Here is a 17,349-nt window from a genome sequence, read left to right on the forward strand (position 1 = left end):
CTTGGGCCTTCCTGGGAGTCAACGGGCGCGGGAGTCGGCGAGCAGCCTGCGCAGCTCGGGGTTTTCGGGTGATGGCACGGCCTGGTTGAGGTCGAACGCCAAACCCACGCGTTCTGTCTCGGCGACAGTCTTGGCCGCGATCACCCAGAGCTCTTCGCGTTTCGGATATGCGTTGAGTCCAACCAGGGCGGTCTTGTGGGCCTGCTCGGCGAATCCAGCCGAGCGCTGCCGGCGGGCCAATTCCAATGCGGCTTCCGAGCAAGCGTCGAGCAGCTTGTCCTTGAGGACGACGATGTCGCGGACCTTGTCGTATTCCTCTTCGGGCGCGCCTGTGAACGGTGCACCTCGGATCAGTCGCACGGCAGCAGCCAGCTTTTCGTCGCTGGCCGAGCGCACCCCTTCCAGGAGGTCGTCGTCGGCTGCGGTGGCCGGGCTGGATCCGATGAGCTGGACGAATTCCCGGAAGTCGCAGTAGACACTGTCGTCGATGATGAGGCGGTCGGTGGCGGGGTTCGTCACGATCGGCATGTTGCCGCCCATCATCTTGTTACGGATGGTTTGGCGAATCTGACGGCGGTTGGCTGGGGTGAGCTCCAGCTGTCGGTCGAATTCAGGTTGGGACAATCCCCGAGGTGCGGCCGCGAGCATCACCAAGGCCAGGACTGGCTTTCGGGCGCGTCCGGGCCGTACTGCTGCGGAGAACTCCGTCAGCTGACCGGTGGTGTCGTCGCGGTCGCGGCCGAGCACGTAGGTGTCGCCGAGCACATAGATGCCCGGTGTCCGGCTTTCGTCGGCCGGGTCGCCCGGCAGTACCGGGTGGTGGCCGTTGGTGGCGACCGGTTCTGCGTCGAGGAGGTCCGGCCGTGGAGGTTGCGGCAGCGAGGCCGGCAGTGGTGTTGGTTCTGGCTGAGTCAAGGCGGCCACAGCGTCGGGTTCTGGATGGGTCGCTTCAAGCGCAGCTGGACCCTCATTTTCATCTTCGCCTGCAGGCTTGTCTCCGTTGTCGGCGGCCACCGGCGCCTCATGCACTGATGCGTCGGCTGCCTCCGCCGACTGCGGAGCTTCGCTGTCCGCGTTTTCCTTCTCGTCGGACGGTTTTTGGTGGGGGTGAGCAGGCACGGGCGCCTCTGATGCCTCCGGGCCCGATTCGGCGGCTGCGGCCAGAGCTGCAGTGACTGAACCCCATTGAGCATCGGAGAGTTCGAGTCGTCGCCACAGTGGCCAGTACCGGTTGGCCAGGTAGATCCCTGATACGGCGCCATCGCAGAGCAGCGCGTTGTCCGCAGCGACAGCGTTGGAGGAAACCACCACTGGATGCGGCGCCTCTGGGGTGCTGGTGTGCGTGGTGGTGAACACGATCGTTGGCGCTGGGTGCGCACCAACAATGTCGTCCACCAGCGTCAGCCGGGGAGCACCGGGGACAGCCATATCCGGATCGGTGATGGCGACCGCGGCCTCCGGGGTCTTCGACAAGACCTGAAGCAGCCAGGACCGCATCACGCCAAGAGAATTCGGTCCCTCTATACCGAGGTAGTTCACCGCTTTCAGATTGACAATGAGTAGTTCGTTGCGTGAAGTGACGCCGGCGAGGACGTGGTGGTCGGCGGTGGCGCTGCTAGGCATGCTCGGCGGGTCAAACGGTGTCGAGAAGCCATTGTCGAACGCCACCCATCGATCGTCGGCGGGTGCACTGCCCGGGCGCGCTGGGTAGGCGTAGATCGTCCCGTCGCTGGTGTCGACGCTGGCTGCCGCGACTCCGGCCTCACCGAACGAATCGGTGAGTAACTGCGCGATGTTCTTCAGTCCGCCGTTGCCGTCCAGCAGCCAGCGGATCATCACTGCTGCCTGCTCGTTCACAGGTCGATTTTATCGAGGCAAATGTGCCGAACCCGGGCTCGCGTCATACCTTTTCTGCGTCTGGGCCTGCTTCGACCGGATCTGGGGTTGTGTTCTGTGCGGTTGTGAACATCTCGTGGACCGCGGCGACGGCGTCTTTGCTTGCCGCGGCGGCCAAGACGGTGACCTCCCGGGCTACCGTCTCGGGGTTCTTGCGCTCCATCAGGCCCCGTTTGAACCACAGATCGGTGAGCTCGCCGTTCATATTGACCCGCACGGCGATGTCGCCGTCTTCGGACTTGCGTTGCACCGTGTGGGCACGCATCTGGTCCATGACGTCGAGCAGGTAATTCTTTCTGCTGTCGGCGGATTCCAGTGTTTGTGTGACCTCGGGGTGAATGACGCTGCTCATGCTTGGCGAACCTCCGTTGCTGCTCCGCGGACGTCAGTGCCCGAAGCGCTGTCGATGTTGCTGACCGTGGCCACGACGTTGCGAACTTTCTCTGCGGTTTGGATCTGGCGGTCGGCATAGGCCGTGCCGGCCGCCAACTTGCTGGCCATGAATTCCTTGATCTTCAAGTAGGTTCCGTAATTCACCTTGCCGTGGGTGCGCAGGTATTCCTCGGGGAAGTCCTGGTCCATGGCTGCCCATTTCTGCACTTCCTCGGCGTTGAGGTCGTGCTGTTGGGCGAACTTTTCCAGCTCGGCGTAGTCCACCTGGAATGGCTTGCTGTTGCCCGTGCTGTTGGAGGCGGGCAGAACCGACCCAGGAGGCGCCGGCCGGCGATCGGGAACCCAGATGCGGGACAGCTCAGGGTCATCGGGGCCGTAGGGCTGGGTGTAGCGGGGGCCGTCGGGCGTCGGTGCGGGGCCCAGTTTCGAGCCCGGTGGCATCCGGATGACACCGCCGTCGCCGTGGATGCCGTCCAGGGTGCTCTCCGGGAGGTGCTGCAGGTCGACCTTCGATTCGGGGATGTAGGGCGGGTACTGCGGAACCTGCGCGGTGCCGTCCGGGCCGGGCGTCACATTGGGCCACAGGGGCGACATTCCGATTCCGTCGCCGTCGTCTTGGGTGGGTTCGAAGCTCGTCATGGGGTTCTTTCCTTTCGGTGTTGGGGCGTTGAGGTTTTCGGGGCTCTGTTAGGGCTGTCCTGCAGCGATTCGTTCGGCCTTGGTGGAGCGTGATGCGGCGGGCGGTTGGAATGGCGAAGGCGGCGCCGGTTGAGGGGCGGGCGCGGCGGGCGCGTCGCCGGGCAGATCACCCGACAACGGGACCGTGGCAGGCGGGGCCTCAGGTTTCGGCGGCGCCGCAGGTGTGTCCCCACCGGGCGGGGCCGGAGGCGGGGACGGTGGGTTGTTGTCCGGCGCAGGGGCAGGGGCAGGGGCACTACCTTCACCGTGGGAGCCACCGGAGGGCGGAGGCTGCGGCGCCTCCGGGTGCGGCAGCGGCGGGGGCTCCGAATGCATGGACAGCGTCGGGTCGGTCGCGGTCGGCCGGAAGATCCCCTTGAATCCCGTGTCGTCCTTGAGCACATCTTTGAGTTCATGGACCACGCCGGGATGGGTGGGATCGGCCACCAGTCCCGGCCCGACTGCAACCATCGTCTTGTCCTTCCATTGCAGGACATCACCGGCCTGCAAGTCGGCTGGATCGACCTTCGCTCCGAGGTTCTTGCCGTCGCCAGGGAGACCGTCCTCGAGGACACCGTCGTAGGCCTTCTGCGCGGCGTCCCCCCCGTTGGATGCGCGTTCCAGGGCGTTCTGGGCCGCGGCGGCGGCCTTCTCGTTGGGGGCGTCCACAATCGTGCCGTCAGGCAGCTTGACCGTGGCCTTGCTGTTTCCGGCCGGCTCGACGCCCGGAGCGCCCTTGGCCTCGCCAGGTTGCGGTAGTCCCGGTTGAGACTGGCCCGGCTGACCGGGCTGGCCCTGTTGCTGAGGCACACCGGGCGGCTGGTCCTGAATAGGCTTCAACGGGGTGACCGCTGGCTTCTGGCCTGCGTCAGGCTTGCCAGGATCTGCCAGTTTGGCCAACGGCTTCGCCGCCTCGCTGATGGGTGCCAGCGGGTTCAAGCCGCCGCCCCCACCGCCGGGGCTTCCGCCGGGGTTCATGCCGCCGAGCGCCCCCAGCGGGTTGAGTCCTCCTCCCATTCCAGGCAATCCACCTCCCCCTGGCCCACCGAGCTTGTTGAGCAGCTCGTCGAGGGGGCCGGCCTTCTCGGGGCCGCCAAGCGGGCCGCCGAGCGGATCGCCGGGTGTGGCTCCAAGTGGAGGTCCGGCGGGGGTTCCTGGATCGGGGGTCGGAACTGCCGGCATGTCCTGAGTAGTGTTCGACGCTTTCGCGACGGCGGTCCGTGCCTGGCCGATCAGGTCAACTTCGGCTTGCAGTAGCGAATCGAAGCGGCCTTCGGGGAGTCCAGACACCTTCGTGTTGAAGTCGCCGATCGCGTCGTTGATGGCCTTGCGACCCTGTTCTGTGCTGACCTTGGAGTGCTCGATCGCATCATCGAATGCTTTGGCTGTCGCGGTGAACTCGCCCTCAAGTTGCTTGAACTTGTCTTTGAGCTTGTCGTATCCCTCAATGCCGCTGTCTTTGCCTGTTTCGGTGTTGAACGGGAAGGCCGGCGTGGTGGTGGCCGATGGGGATCCGTCCCCGAACAGTTTGTAGAGGCGCACGATGATCTCGGTCATCCGATTGCCGACGTCGGGGTCTTCTGCGGTGGCCCAGTCGGGGTACTGGGGTGCGGTCATGCCGCTGGGGATCTCGACCTTCCCACCGCCGTTGGGCGTCGAAGAACCTGCCGGTGCTGGGTCTTTCGGGACTGTCGCCGGCGGGGTTTGGGTGCCCCCGTAGTACTGCTCCTTGGGGATCGGCTTGCCGTCCTTGTTGAAGAAGTGCTGTTGCTTGGCGTTGGGATCGATCGTGTAGTAGTCGCCGTTTGCGTTGCGGGGGGTGAGAATGTGCGTGTTGGGGTCTTCGTAGTACCCGTAGTTGCTGGGCGGTGTCGCGTTGGCCAGCGGGCTGACCTGGATCCCCTTGTTGCTGACGGGGGCGTACCGGCCGTCCTCGTTCTTGCGGTAGCCCGACGGCCAGAACGGCTCGCCTTGCGGGTTCCCGTCACTGTCGGTGCGGGTGACTGTGCCGTCGGTGTTCTGGATGTAGTTCTGTTTGGCCAGCGCGTCGTGGTACACCACCTGGCCGTTTTCCGGTAGGCGGATGCCGTCACCGAACACGAGGTAGCGCTGCTCCCCCGGTGTGTCTGTGTTGTAGTGAATGTTCGGGTCGCCGTAGGCGAGCCGCGCATCCCACATCGTCTGCGTCCAGTACGGGTCGTCTTTGGAGATGTAGCGGCTGCTGTCGGAGGGCATAGCCCACCCCGGTGTTGAGAACCCTTGAACGTTGCCTTCTTTGATCCACGGGTCCCACTCGACTTGTTCAAATTTCTTCGGCGCCATATGAATTCCTATCTCAGAAGACCCGTTTGACGATCACGTTGCTGGGCATGGTGCTGATCTTGACGACGTCGCCGGTTTGTGGAGCGTGGACGACTTTTCCTCCGCCCAAGGCGATTTGGACATGTTCTGGTCCCGCGCTGCTGAAGTTGGAGAACACCCAGTCCCCTGGCCGGGCGTCTGCAGGGTTGATCCTCGTACCGAGCTTGATCTGGTCGTATGTCTGGCGTGGCACGACTTGACCTGTCTCTTGCGCCGTCGACCACACCACAAGGCCGGAGCAGTCCAGTCCGCCTTTGGTTGGCCCGTTCTTGTCTCCACCGCCCCATACGTACGGCGTCCCGAGCGCGGTGAGGGCCTTCTCGGCGACTTTGCGGCCAGTCTCGCTGCCGCCGACGCTCAGTGGCAGCCCCGGGATGTCCTTGTCCCCTGGGCCGGCCTTGGGTTGACCGTTGGAGGCCGGCTTGAACGCAGAGCTCAAGTTGGACAGCGGCGATGCGATGCCGCTGAGCGGGGATCCTCCCCCACCCCCGCCGGGCGATCCTCCCCCGCCGCCGCTGGGCATGCCGCCTCCAGGCGTACCGCCACCTCCGCCGCCGCCGGGCATGCCCGACATCGAGGCTTTGGCTTGCTCGTAGTAGCGCTGGGCGAGCTTGTCGACCAGAACGCGACGCAGGTCTGCCGGCGGTGTCTGGGCGCGAATGGCGTTGGAGCCGTTGCCAATCGCATCTACCTTCGACTGCAGTACTGCCATCTGGCCCAGTGGAGTTCCTTCCACCGGCGCCAGTTGGCCGCGGCGATCGGTGTAATTCAGCTCGGTCATGTCGAGTTGATCGCGAGCCGACTGCACGTTGACGCCCGACTCGTCCACGACCGGCACCAGCGACGGGTCGATCTTGGCCAGCTCGGCGCTGATCTCAGACTGGCTCTTGCGCTCCGCGACGAACCGTTCGATCACATCTCCGAGTCCATTCGGCAATGCATCGAGTCGCTGCTGGATCTCAGCCGGAACCGTAGACGGCAGCGGCGCGGTCACCGGGGTCCCCTCTCCGAGGAGGCCTCGGAGTTGGTCGAGGATGGAGGTGACCTCGTCGCGAGTGCTCATCTATTACCCGTGATGGACGGGCACGGCGCCCTGGTCGGTGTTGTGGTGGATTTCTGGGTGCGTTTCGGTAGCGCCGTTGACGCGACCTCGTTTGGCCGGGCCGCGGCGCGCGCCGGACGCCTGCCTGGGGACTGGCACTCCGAGCTCGCTCAACTCCTTCTTGGTCCAGCCGGCTTCAAGCGCCTTCTGGGCCGCGGTTTCGACGCGTGTGTCCAGCTCGGCGCGTTGATCGATCAGGTCGCCGAGTGTCTTGATGGTCTCCATGCGGCCTTGGAGCAGGTTTTCCGCACGTTGGGCGAAGTCGGTCCCGTTGTTGGCCACCCTCGCATTCCTTCCGTCGATGGCAATCTTTTCCATTATTGGGCATGTTTTGGGGTTATTGGCGCATCACGTCATGGCGATGTTTCGGCGCGGATCCGCTGGCCAGTGGGGCGCCGGTGGCGGTCGCCGCTCACGGGTGTGTCCCGAAGAGGGAGTGGTCGGTGGCGGGGCCTTCAGTTTCAGGAGGCGGTTCCACAGTCGCGACCTCGTACGTAGGGCGCTCATGGGGTCAGCGGTTCCTTTCGTGGTTGGGGGTCGGATTGTGTTGCGTGTGCTGGTTATACGGAGGCCAGATGGGTTTCGGGGATCTCGCGGACCTCGACGGTGGCGTTGCTCGGGATCTGGCATTCTTCGAGGGTTCCGTCGAAGTTGTCGCGCAGGATGAGAGCGGTGGTTTCGGGATCGTCACCGGGCATGGGCTCTTCGTGGAGTAGTCCCCACTCGCCGGTGTTCGGGTTGCGCACGTAGGCGCCGACGTCGAGGTCCACGATCGCCACATCGCGTGTGGTGTCGTCGGATTCGTAGACGGTGTGCACCAGTTCGGTGGGAGTCGACGGGGTCATGTCATCGGGCGGTGCGCCGAAGATGGAGTCGACACCGCGGTCCTGGACCTCCAGCCATCCCGGCGGGGCGTAGTCCGGTGAAAGTGGGTCGAACCCTGGGTATTCACTGGCTTTGAGCAGCGGCAAGTTTTGGTAGACCGGGAATTCTTCGGGCTCCAGCACGGGATTGGTCTGCGGCGGCATGATGATGCCGCGCTCATACAGCCGCACCGGGGGGCGCAGCTCGGCGAGGATTCGGCGGTCGTCGTCGCTGAATGTTGGGGCCTCGGGGTCGGGCACGTAGAACGACTGGACTTCGGTGGGCACTCCGATCTTGTTGAGTGCGGTGCCGCGGCCGCGGATCCCCAGTGGCACCGTTCGGCCGGCGTAGGCGTCGTTGTGGATCATGATCGCGGCTTGTGTCGACAGACGTCCCAGTGATAGCCGCATCGTGAAGTTGTCTTTGGCTTCACCTTCGAGGAACTTCTGGTCCGCACGTTGCATGGCTGCCACGCAGTGCAGGCGGCAGGTGCGGCCCAGGCGCAGCAGCGAGGAGAACTGGGTGAGGGTCGGGCAATCTCGTGGTCCGCCTTTAGGTTTGGTGAGGGCGTAGAACCGGCGGAGGATGTCCTGAAACTCGGTGTACTCGTCGATGATGATGAGGAATGGCTCTTTGTTGGCCAGTGAGCTCCGCTTCTTCTTGTAGAGGTTGTAGCGGCCCTGCATCTCCTTGTAGATGATGTTGATCAGCGCGATGGCCTCGAAGGGTTCGGTGACGACGCTGACTACGCCCGGGTAGTCGCGCATGTGGGTGAACTCGCCGCCTTTGAAGTCGATGATGAAGATGCGGGCGCCGAGCGGGGCTGCTCCCATGATCATGTTGTTGATCGTGCCGGTCTTTCCGGTGCCTGTTGGTCCCATGAGCAGGCAGTGTGGATTGAGTTTGAGGTTCCACTCGATGAGGGTTTCGTACTCGTCGATTGCCAGCGGGATCACCGCGCCGTCGTACCGCTCGCAGGCCTCGGCCACGCTCAGGACTGGTTTGGTGGTCGGTGGATAGACCTTGGTGGGAAGTTCAGGGCGGATCTCGAAGGTGACGGTCCCGGCGAGGTGGTTGGTCTGGGTTGTGCGCCAACGTCCGTCGAGTAGTCCGCTGATCTTGTGCTCAATGGTGCGGAGCTGGTCGGAACCTGAGAGGTCGGCGCCGATTTGGTGGTGCACTTCGAATTTGAGGAGACTTCCGGCTTCGCTGATAACCGGGTTGTGCAGCGTCGCACCAGGTTTGAACAGGCTGGGCCGGATGAGTTGGTCGCGGAGGTCGCGCACAAGCTGCGGTTCGGTGTTGACGCTGGCCAGCTCGGCGGTGATGACCTGGTCGGTGGTGGCGTAGGACAGGTCGTAGTGGGAGCCGCCGACGGCGTCATCGAGACGGCGGTTCAGTTCTGGTTTGAGGTCTTCGCGATGGCCTTTATAAACCATCTTGATGGTCTTGGGTTTCTCGGGACGGTCCTCGGTGGCCGGGTCCCATTCGACGATCGTCACGATGCGCTTGCGGGGAAGTTCGTCGAAGCCGAGATACAGGTAGATGGCCCATTCGATTTCGTTGAGGTAGCGGGCGCGGTCGCGCATCTCGCGCAGCTTGCTCAGCAGCCAGTCTCCCAAGAAAATCGCGGTGAAGATTCCGCCGGCTGCCACGATGATGCTGGGCAGGAATGGGATGAAGATCATGATGATTGCGCCGGCTGTCGTGCCGGTCGCTGCCACCAGTGGGGTGAGTACCGGAGGTAGTGGACGTCGGTCGTCCGGATCCCGCTGGATCGGGGCAGCCAGCATTTGGTAGGCGATGACGGCGGCCGCGGCGATACCTGAGAGGGCGGCCACTACACCGAGGGCGGCCAGGAGGGTTGGTCCTGCGCCGGAGGGGATCGCGCCGGGGACGGCGAATGCGGGGTGGGTGGCGGAGAAGTAGCCGTTGCGGATGGCCCACTCTGTGGCCGAACGGGCGCCGATGACCCATGAGGCGACCAGGACGATGAGCGCCGCCCCGGCAACAACCAGCGCCGGATTACCTTGTTCTGACTGCTTTTTCGCCATTGCGTCAGTACCCTTTCGGCGCCGCGTTGGGATTGGCTTGCTGCACCTTCGCCATCAGGTCAGAGCCGTCTGCGGAGACGTGGTAGCGAGTCATCACGTAGTGAATCGCAGCTGCGGCGTTGGACACCGGATCGAAGATGTTGCGGGAGGTTCCCGGGCGCCAATGAGAATCGAACGTGGACTGGATTGTTTGCATCCAGCCTTTCGACGGTGTTCCCTTGGCGGCGTTGCTGTCCCAGTTGTTTTGGGCAAACGGATTGTGGCCGGACTCTCGGCGGCCCATTGTCATCAATCCTGGCAACCAGTTCGCGATAGCTCGGGGATCGGTGATCCCATTGGCCCGGAGTGCTTCCATTGCCCATCTCTGTGGACCGCCGGCGGGCATTTCTTGGCGGTTCTGGTCGTTGGGTCCGGACTGGAGGTCTTTGAGGTAGTCCAGCGACATCTTTTTGACTGTCCCGGCGTTGAGTGCGTCCTTACCGACTGCTTGGCTCAGCACGGCGCCAGCTTGTTGCAACCCTTGGGTGATCGCTGAGAGCACACCGAGCTGTCCGGTTGGGGTGTTGGCGATCGGTCCTAGGGCCTGCAGGTTGGACTTGACCTGGCTGATGATCTGCTGGACCTTGTCGCGGCCCATAGTGGAGTTGGCCGCTGAGTCGTCCAGTGTCTTTCGCAGGTTCTTTTCGAGATGGTCAAGGGCTTGAGCCTGATTCGACTGATCACCGATCTCGGATTGGTAGGCGTCGCCCGGAGATCCGGACATACCCGAAAGTGCGTCCATGGAGCCGAGGCCGTCCATCACGCCCGACGGGAACCCGCCCGAGGACGGCATCGACGGGCTGCCTTGCCCGAACTGCTGCAGAATCTGCGCGAAGGGAGCCAGCAGTCCCATCCCGGCCCCAAGAAGCGCGGACGGGATGCCTAGTGCTGCAGTGACGGCAGGAGCGGCCAGGCCGGTGGCCATGTTGACGGCCTGGCCGGGATTGATCGGTGGCTTGGCGTTCTGCGCGGCGTCTTCGGCAGCGTCGGGGGATTCGGACTGCGGGTCGGCCGCTGCGGACTGTGGATTCGTCTGCCCGGCAGCGTCGGTTGGGGCTGCGCTAGGAGTAGGCAGCGGCGACACAGGAGGTGCCGTCCCTGCGGGTGGGGGCGGAGGGTTGTTCAGTGCTGGGTTCGTGTTGGCGGGGCTGTTGATGGCGCTGTTGGCAGGCGCCGCTGGCGCGGCGGAGCCGGGGGCTCCTGCCTGGTTGGAATTGGCCGTCATTGGGCCGCGCGGCAGCAAGGGGGCCAGCCGGCGCAGGCGGGTGTTGTCGTCGTCGTTGCCGCTGGAGTTGTGCTGCGAGGGCAGCAGTGGCGCAGGCGGTGCCGCGGTGGGGTCAGTCACAGCTTCCTCAGTCATGGGTTGCTGGCCTCTCGGTCAAAGGTGGGCCGTTTGACGACGACGTTGCCGGTGGGCAGAACGCCCAGCGAGATCGGCTGATCGGGGATGGTGGCGTCGACGCCGATGGTCGGGGTGACGGCGATCATCACTGAAGTGGGCCCCTCGGTCGCTGTGAAGTTGAAGAAGACAAGGTCGCCTGCGGCGATAGCCTCCGGATCAACTCGGTCTCCGATGGTGATCTGCTCGGCGACAGTGTGTGGCAAGGAGACTGCTCCCCCGCTGGCTTGGTAGTAGGCGTAGCGGACCAGGTTCGCCGGTGAGAACGCGTCATTGGTGGGCCCTGCGGTGTCCCCGTCGTTGAGGGTCGCCATGGTGCCGACTCGTTCGTTGGCCAATGCCGCGGCCTGTCGGCCCAGTTCGGTGCCAGGCGTATGTACCGGGGATCCGACGACCTCACCTTGCTTCACGGCCATCGCGCAGGCGCGGGTGTTGGTGTCGGCGGTGCTGGGAATCGTCATGGACGCGTATGGGTTCGTTGTCGTCGGAGCGCTCGGTGGCGTGGTGCTGGTGGTGGTTGGTGGCGGTGTGGGCGTTGTTGTTGGGGTCGTGGTGGAAGTCGTTGTGGTGGAGGGCTGTAGCGGCGTGGTCTCCCACGTGGTGGCCGGTGGTGTGGCTGGGTCCAGGGCTACCGTTGTCGCCAAGCGCGGTACGACGGTGATGGCTGCAGTGCTGCCTACGGCGAACCCCAGTCGTGACTCGCACTGGTACGCGAAGTCGGCCCTCTGATCAGACAATCTGCTGAACGCGGCGACGATCGCCAGGATCGCCAGGGCTCCAGCGACGGCAACCACGGCGAGCACGGCGAGGATCGCCGGCCAGCCGAAGGTGCTGACGACTGCGCCGCCGGTGGCGACAGCCGCCTTCCGTACTACCTGGACTGCGGCGGTCTGCGCGACAGCTCGGACAAGGGATCGGCGCGGTTGCCGGTCTTGCGGTTCAGTCACTGTCCCTCTCCTTACTGGGATTTCGGCGGTGGCATCGGGCCGCCCTGTCCGGTTTGTGGGGGTTGGCCAGGTGGCGGTGGCGTCCGCGGCGGTGGCGGGGCGGGCAGGTTAGGTGGTGGCGGCGGTGCTTGCCCGAACGGGGACGGTGGCGCTTGTGCAGTGGAGCGGTGGTGCGGGTGGTGCGGGCAGGACCCGGCGGGGTTGAGGCAGAAGGTGCCGTTCTTGTTTTCTGCCCCGCACAAATGGGGGAATCGTTCGCGGTGTTCCTCAACGCTTCTCGAATACGAAGCTGGAACCCAGGACGGCAACTCCCCTGACGGCGCGTTGATGGCCGGCGCGGCGGAGGACTGCATCCGTTGAGTCAGCGGAGCCGGTGCTGGAGGCGCCGGGATGGCAGCGCCTGAGACCGCGCCTGGGGCTGGCGCTGGCGGAATCGGTTGGGGCAGAGGTACCTGAGGCGGAGCTGGCGGCGCGGCCGCGGGCGCAGCAGCACCGGGTTGCGCACCGGTCGCCGGAGCAGACTGCTGCTGGGTAGATGTTGGCGCGGACCCGGGCTGCTGCCCGGGACTGGGCGCGGCAGATGTCTGCTGGGCGGGCGCGGCAGGTGGAGCCTGTGGAGCGGCGTGGCTCGGCTGCGGCGCGGACTGGCCCGCAGTGGGTGCACCGTTGGTCGGGGCGGGCGCAGCCGAATTATTGGTCTGAGCGGCCGGAGTCCCGTTGCCGATGCCGTTGCCGTTCAAGGTGTATTTGAGGTGGGCGCCGCGATTGACGTGGCGAGCGAACTTGTTGTTGAGCACTGGGGCGACGACGTTGAAGGCTTGAGCTGCTGAGGGTGCGCGGGACGCCAGTGCCATGCCGGCCACTGTCCCTCCGACGCCGAACACGGCGTTGCTTGTCGCACGCATAGCGCCGCCGGCCCGGTCTTCGATGATGTTGTTGACTGCGGGCGGCGCTTGAGGGGCGGCGACGCTGCTCATCAGCGCGTTGGCGACGTTCTGGCCGCCTTTTCGCACTGCACGTCCGATGGCGCCGGAGTGCTTGAGGGCCACCAGCATAAGTAGCAGTACCGACAGCACCGCGACGATGCTGTTTGTCTGTCTGCTGAATACTCGGCCGGTGACTTCTCCTACGACGATGATGACGGTGATGTAGGCGAACATGGCGACACCGCAGAAGATGATGCCGAATCCGCTGGAGGCTACAGCGGGTAGCGCGGCTTGGATGACGCCAATCGCCAAGCTGCCCAGGAACTTCGCAGCCTGCTTCACGCCTTCGAAGAACTCCGAGACGATTTTGATGGAGATGGTGAAGGCGTACAGCGCGAAGAGGCTGGCAAAGATCAGAAGGACGAAGCCGGTTCCGAGTTGGCCGGGGCTGGGGTTGTCTGCGGTGGCCTTCATGGCGGCTGCCGCGTCCGGTGTGACCGGCGAGCCTAAGCTGCCGCAGCGAGCGATGTTGTCTTTGATGTTGTCGGTGTCTCCGGAGTTGACTCCCGAATTCCATGCCGCAGCGCATTCTGGTGAATCATCGGGCTGGCCACCGAAATTGAGTACCTGCAAAGGGTGGCGCGCGAAGGACGTTGCGAGCGTGCCTTCCAGAGTGTTGAGGGTTTCGGTGGTGTTGTCCATGCTGGCGGCTGTATTCGAGCCCAGTGACACTGCGGCGTTGCGGCCTGCAGCAAGTGGTCCGCTGTCGGAGGTGACCCAGGTGATCGGCGTGTAGGCGACGGCGCCGGCGATTGCAGCCACGATCACAGCGGAGGCGCCCATCGATACTGCTCTGGGAATGTTTCCCGAAACACGTTGTAGACGATGAACATTGCGGCGATGAGGATCGAGCAAGCCATGACCCCCGGCAGGATGTGGGCGGCGTACTCCTGGACGACCTCGGCGATTGGCTGGACGAGGTCTGGCAAGAATCCGAAGCTGACGACATAGATCAGAAACCAGATCGCCACGCCGACAATGACTACGAACAGGGCTGCTTCAGCTTCGAGCAGAGTTCCCATGACAGCTTTCGTGCCACCATCGAGCACCGTTCCGTAGTCGGTCGAGATCGCGTACTTCCACAACGGAATCCCGTAGGAGTCTTGAACTCCGAGGGCGTAGAGGATCGGTGTCTTGACGGTGACGGCGGATGCGTGCGCCTCGGCGGGGAAGGCTAATGCGACGGCCAGGAACCATGCTTGTAGAACGAGCGGTCGCAGGGCGAGTCGGCGTGCGGCGGTGCTGCTGACGGCGGCCCAACTGCGGGCGAACAGTTGACCGATTGCGGGCATGGCGGGATCCCAGGCGCTGCAGAAGCGCAGGACCGGTGTGGCAGTGAGGGGTGAGCGCATTATGCGGCCGCACCCTCTGCCGAAATCAGCCTGTTGAGATTGCTGTTCGGCGTTGTGCTCACTGCGGCCGCGCGATCCCCGCGGGCTGGGCCGAGGATCTTGCCGCGGCCGATGCGCCCCTTGCTGTCGGCGATGAAGCACTCGCCGCGGCGGCGGGGTTCGACCCAGTCGCGAGGGCCGGTCGCCGGTGAGGTGTGGTGCATCAACTGCTTGATGAGGTACTGGTCGCGTTCGACATCGGCGCCCAACCACTCCATCTCGTTGGTCGCCAGCGTTTTGTCACTGTGACGGAATCCGAAGCGGTTGGGAATCAGGTTGTGTGCGACCCCGTCAAAGTCATCCTTGGGGTCGTGGGACGCCAGAATGAGCCCTGCTTGATTCCGACGGCCGAGCCTGACGAACTCCTCCACAATCACCTTCCCGACAGCGGATCGGGTGAAGTGATACGCCTCATCGCAGATGAAGGCCCCAAACTTGCCGTCCTGGCGCAAGAACACGTCGGCGGCGAGGTGGCCGATCAGTTCGTACAGTGCGTGCCCCACTCGCTTGCTCCACGGCAGGTTCGCGTAGGTGTGCGCGAGTGCGAGCTCGTGGGGCAGCGGCAGCTCTAGCCCATGGGTGCGGACGATGGTCGCGGTGGCCCCCAGCGGCATCGGGTCCAGTCCCCTGCCGAACAGCACCGGCGCCTCGGCCGCGTCCATCGCGTCTGCGATCTCGGCGTACTTGTCCGCTTCAGGAATATTGCGCCGGCCCAGTTCGGCGCAGTAGTCACGAACATCGGCGAGCGAATGCAGGGAATGGGCGCCACGAGACTCAGGACGCAGCAGCTTCGAGAGAAGGATGCCCCTGCGGTCTGCGGTCGGGATGTTCAGCATCGGCAGGATCGTGTCGAGCGCGATCTTGCGGGCCTTCACCGGATCGCTGAACAGTTGCAGTGGATCGAGGGTGAAGTTCGGGTTCGCCAAGTCCACGACGATGGAACCGGGGATCACTCCGGCCAACGCCAGATACTCGTTGTCCTTGTCGATCGCCAGGAATCGCCCGAGCAGATCGGCGATGATCGCGGCTAGTGTCTTGACGAAGTAGCTCTTGCCACTGCCCATCTCCCCCGCTACAGCTATAGCGGGACTTTTGTCCGCTTCCGCTCTTCCCAGGAAATTGAAGTGAAGCGGTTCGAACAGACCGGACAGCAGGTTGACCCCGATGATGGGCCCGGTGTCGTCGAGCAAGCGGGCGGTGGTGAAAGGGACGAGTCCCGCCCAGTCACTCGATGCGGCGACATGTTGATAGTCGGTGTAGACCTCGTCGTCAGGAGCGCCGGGGTTCAACAAGTGCCAGAGTTTGGTCTGGGCGGCTCGGGGCGCGTCGACGCGGACGCCGAGCTTGCGGAACCTGGCCCTGAGTGTGGCCACGCTCTTTTTGAGGTCGGACTTCTTCGTGGCGCCCACGCCGATGACCGTGGTGAACTTGATTTCGTCCGCGTTCTCGTTGGTGGCGAGCCTGTCGTTGTACGCGGTGAGTACGGCGATCTTGTTTTGGATTTCTCGGGAGTGGTAGCCGAGCTCACCGCTGCGTTCCTCGAGTTGCACCACGAGTCTCGCGAGCATCTTTTCGTTCTGCTGCATCGCGGTTTCGCGCTCGACTCGTCGCAGTCGCATGGCCCAGTCGACGCAGACATTGTCAATGCCGTCGATCTCGATGCCGTCGAGGATCGAAAGGATCTCGGAGTACCCCGGAAACAGCATGGTTGACGGGAATGATCGAGGCGTGAGCATCGCCTGGTAGCTGTCAATGACATGACCGTCGTCGCGACGAACCATGGTCTTGATGAGCGGGTCGAAACTCCGCCAGAACGGGTTCTCGGTGCGGGCGCCTTCATCGAGGGTTCCGGGGAGAAACTTCGGGTTGGAGCGCGTCGCGACGAGCGCCTTCGCGGGATCCTGCGGCGCCATCTCCATCGCGGCACCGCGCATCAGGTTGTGGTTCCACGAGAACGGCAACAGCCCTTCGGGCACGGGGTGGAGCTCAAAGCGCCCTTCCGGGTCCGCCGCCGCGGCTGCCTCGGCGGCGGCCCCGACCATCCTGGTGATCTCGGACCGATCCGGCTCCCCGGTGAGGTAGTGCTTCCCGAGCGGGAAGGTCACGAAGTTCAATCGGGTCAGTGGCCCGATCTCGACGATCCTCTTGTAACCCTCCAGCGCTTCCTCTGTATAGGCGGGCGTGCGCTTCAGGTCGACATTGTCGAGCGACCGGGCCAGAACATCTACAACATCCATCGGAACTTGCAGGCTGGTCAAGACTGTGTCATCGGGGCATCCAAGTGCCAGCGTCTCGTGACTGTCGAACGCCTGGTCTTTCTCATCTGGAGGGCGCAGTCCGTAGTCGATCGAGGTGACGAAGAACGTGCCGTACACCATGCCGTGGTGCGTCCATTGCACATGGCCTTCGCGGTGTTTGGTCGGGTTGATAATTTTCACGCGTCATCCCCCTCTGCGCTGACAAAGAAGGCTTCTGGGTTCGCGGCGACTTGGCGTTCAAGTTCCTCGGCTGCAACCACGATCGGCTTGCGGTCAATCAGTAGGAGCACCAGGCGTTTGGTTTTGTGCATGATTGGCACACCGTCGAACTTGATGAGATTGAGCGCCGCAACAACGGCGACACAGATCACGACACCGACGCCGAAAATCGTGACCGTGTTGTACGGAAGCACAGCCGATGCCGCGATCGTCGCGGTGAAGATGGCCGTGGCCGCGATCACTTGCTCCAGCGGGCGCGAACCTCCGGGCATATTTCGACCGCCGGGCAACCGCCCGACATACGCCCGAAAGATGCGACCCGCGGTCGCAATCAGGATCTCTCTCACGCCGCGATGCTCACCGTGACCAGTCGCAGGTCGTGTGCAACTGACGTGAGCGCGGGCGCAGCGGTGCGCACCTGGCCGCCGTCGAAAGCAACGGTGTGCGCGTCGAGTCCGCCGTACTCGATGCCGATACTCGGGGTCGTGCCCATCGAGTACGCGCCACCACCGCCGCCCATCTGATCACCGGTGTTCTCACCGGTCTGCACCAGCGTCGGCACCAGTTTCCAGACAGCTGCGGCCGCGACGATTGTCGCGGCGGCAATCACAAGGCGCACCGGGTCGCGGGTAGTCCACAGAGTTTTCAGGAAGAAAAACAGCGCCCAGATCCCCACCAGCGCGGAGCCGATACGAAACAGCATTTGGTAGCCGTTGCCGAGGAGCACTTCGATATCAGTCATTGGTCAATGCCCTTCCCGTG

Annotated in this window: 14 protein-coding genes; all 14 read right to left on the minus strand. The window is 64.2% G+C overall.

Going from position 1 to position 17,349, the window contains the following annotated elements; translation table 11 throughout:
- Positions 1-18 precede the first annotated feature (18 nt).
- Positions 19-1,857: a hypothetical protein gene (locus ACNQVK_RS02030; protein ID WP_418028413.1), complete on the minus strand. Its 1,839-nt coding sequence runs from the start codon at positions 1,855-1,857 to the stop codon at positions 19-21.
- A 43-nt stretch (positions 1,858-1,900) separates the two neighbouring features.
- Complete coding sequence (locus ACNQVK_RS02035; protein WP_418028414.1) at positions 1,901-2,248, minus strand: YbaB/EbfC family nucleoid-associated protein; 348 nt, start codon at positions 2,246-2,248, stop codon at positions 1,901-1,903.
- Positions 2,245-2,928, minus strand: coding sequence for a type VII secretion target (locus ACNQVK_RS02040; RefSeq protein ID WP_418028415.1), 684 nt, complete (start codon positions 2,926-2,928; stop codon positions 2,245-2,247). Before ACNQVK_RS02040 ends, ACNQVK_RS02035 begins: the two co-directional genes overlap by 4 nt.
- Before the next feature lie 48 nt (positions 2,929-2,976).
- Positions 2,977-5,202: a hypothetical protein gene (locus ACNQVK_RS02045; protein WP_418028416.1), complete on the minus strand. Its 2,226-nt coding sequence runs from the start codon at positions 5,200-5,202 to the stop codon at positions 2,977-2,979.
- A gap of 100 nt (positions 5,203-5,302) precedes the next feature.
- Complete coding sequence (locus tag ACNQVK_RS02050; protein WP_418028417.1) at positions 5,303-6,391, minus strand: C40 family peptidase; 1,089 nt, start codon at positions 6,389-6,391, stop codon at positions 5,303-5,305.
- Positions 6,392-6,394: 3 nt separating this feature from the next.
- Positions 6,395-6,748 carry a hypothetical protein gene (locus ACNQVK_RS02055; protein WP_418028418.1) on the minus strand — a complete coding sequence of 118 codons (354 nt, stop codon included), beginning with the start codon at positions 6,746-6,748 and terminating at the stop codon, positions 6,395-6,397.
- 242 nt (positions 6,749-6,990) lie between these two features.
- Entirely contained in the window at positions 6,991-9,348 is a 2,358-nt protein-coding gene (locus ACNQVK_RS02060; protein WP_418028419.1) for an FtsK/SpoIIIE domain-containing protein, read from the minus strand.
- 4 nt (positions 9,349-9,352) lie between these two features.
- Positions 9,353-10,312 carry a DUF4226 domain-containing protein gene (locus tag ACNQVK_RS02065; RefSeq protein ID WP_418028420.1) on the minus strand — a complete coding sequence of 320 codons (960 nt, stop codon included), beginning with the start codon at positions 10,310-10,312 and terminating at the stop codon, positions 9,353-9,355.
- Positions 10,313-10,743: 431 nt separating this feature from the next.
- Positions 10,744-11,733 (minus strand): hypothetical protein, encoded by a 990-nt coding sequence (locus tag ACNQVK_RS02070; RefSeq protein ID WP_418028421.1) that lies wholly within the window; start codon positions 11,731-11,733, stop codon positions 10,744-10,746.
- An 11-nt stretch (positions 11,734-11,744) separates the two neighbouring features.
- Positions 11,745-13,502: a hypothetical protein gene (locus ACNQVK_RS02075; protein WP_418028422.1), complete on the minus strand. Its 1,758-nt coding sequence runs from the start codon at positions 13,500-13,502 to the stop codon at positions 11,745-11,747.
- Complete coding sequence (locus ACNQVK_RS02080) at positions 13,484-14,011, minus strand: hypothetical protein (protein WP_418028423.1); 528 nt, start codon at positions 14,009-14,011, stop codon at positions 13,484-13,486. The genes ACNQVK_RS02075 and ACNQVK_RS02080 overlap by 19 nt, the downstream gene beginning before the upstream one ends.
- Positions 14,012-14,070: 59 nt before the next feature.
- Positions 14,071-16,548, minus strand: coding sequence for an ATP-binding protein (locus tag ACNQVK_RS02085; RefSeq protein WP_418028424.1), 2,478 nt, complete (start codon positions 16,546-16,548; stop codon positions 14,071-14,073).
- Positions 16,545-16,934 carry a hypothetical protein gene (locus ACNQVK_RS02090; RefSeq protein ID WP_418028425.1) on the minus strand — a complete coding sequence of 130 codons (390 nt, stop codon included), beginning with the start codon at positions 16,932-16,934 and terminating at the stop codon, positions 16,545-16,547. Before ACNQVK_RS02090 ends, ACNQVK_RS02085 begins: the two co-directional genes overlap by 4 nt.
- The gene (locus ACNQVK_RS02095; RefSeq protein ID WP_418028426.1) at positions 16,931-17,314 is read right to left on the minus strand and encodes a hypothetical protein; all 384 of its coding nucleotides are present in this window, start codon (positions 17,312-17,314) and stop codon (positions 16,931-16,933) included. Before ACNQVK_RS02095 ends, ACNQVK_RS02090 begins: the two co-directional genes overlap by 4 nt.
- Between the last annotated feature and the right edge of the window lie 35 nt (positions 17,315-17,349).

This window comes from Mycobacterium sp. 134 (assembly GCF_048282715.1).
GTDB lineage: Bacteria > Actinomycetota > Actinomycetes > Mycobacteriales > Mycobacteriaceae > Mycobacterium > Mycobacterium septicum.

Bases quoted from the DNA above. Each gene is read 5' to 3' on its own strand.
- ACNQVK_RS02035 (WP_418028414.1), bottom strand. From the start codon at position 2,248: ATGAGCAGCGTCATTCACCCCGAGGTCACACAAACACTGGAATCCGCC.
- ACNQVK_RS02040 (WP_418028415.1), bottom strand. From the start codon at position 2,928: ATGACGAGCTTCGAACCCACCCAAGACGACGGCGACGGAATCGGAATG.
- ACNQVK_RS02045 (WP_418028416.1), bottom strand. From the start codon at position 5,202: ATGCCCTCCGACAGCAGCCGCTACATCTCCAAAGACGACCCGTACTGG.
- ACNQVK_RS02050 (WP_418028417.1), bottom strand. From the start codon at position 6,391: ATGAGCACTCGCGACGAGGTCACCTCCATCCTCGACCAACTCCGAGGC.
- ACNQVK_RS02055 (WP_418028418.1), bottom strand. From the start codon at position 6,748: ATGGAAAAGATTGCCATCGACGGAAGGAATGCGAGGGTGGCCAACAAC.
- ACNQVK_RS02060 (WP_418028419.1), bottom strand. From the start codon at position 9,348: ATGGCGAAAAAGCAGTCAGAACAAGGTAATCCGGCGCTGGTTGTTGCC.
- ACNQVK_RS02065 (WP_418028420.1), bottom strand. From the start codon at position 10,312: ATGGCCACCGGCCTGGCCGCTCCTGCCGTCACTGCAGCACTAGGCATC.
- ACNQVK_RS02075 (WP_418028422.1), bottom strand. From the start codon at position 13,502: ATGGGCGCCTCCGCTGTGATCGTGGCTGCAATCGCCGGCGCCGTCGCC.
- ACNQVK_RS02080 (WP_418028423.1), bottom strand. From the start codon at position 14,011: ATGCCCGCAATCGGTCAACTGTTCGCCCGCAGTTGGGCCGCCGTCAGC.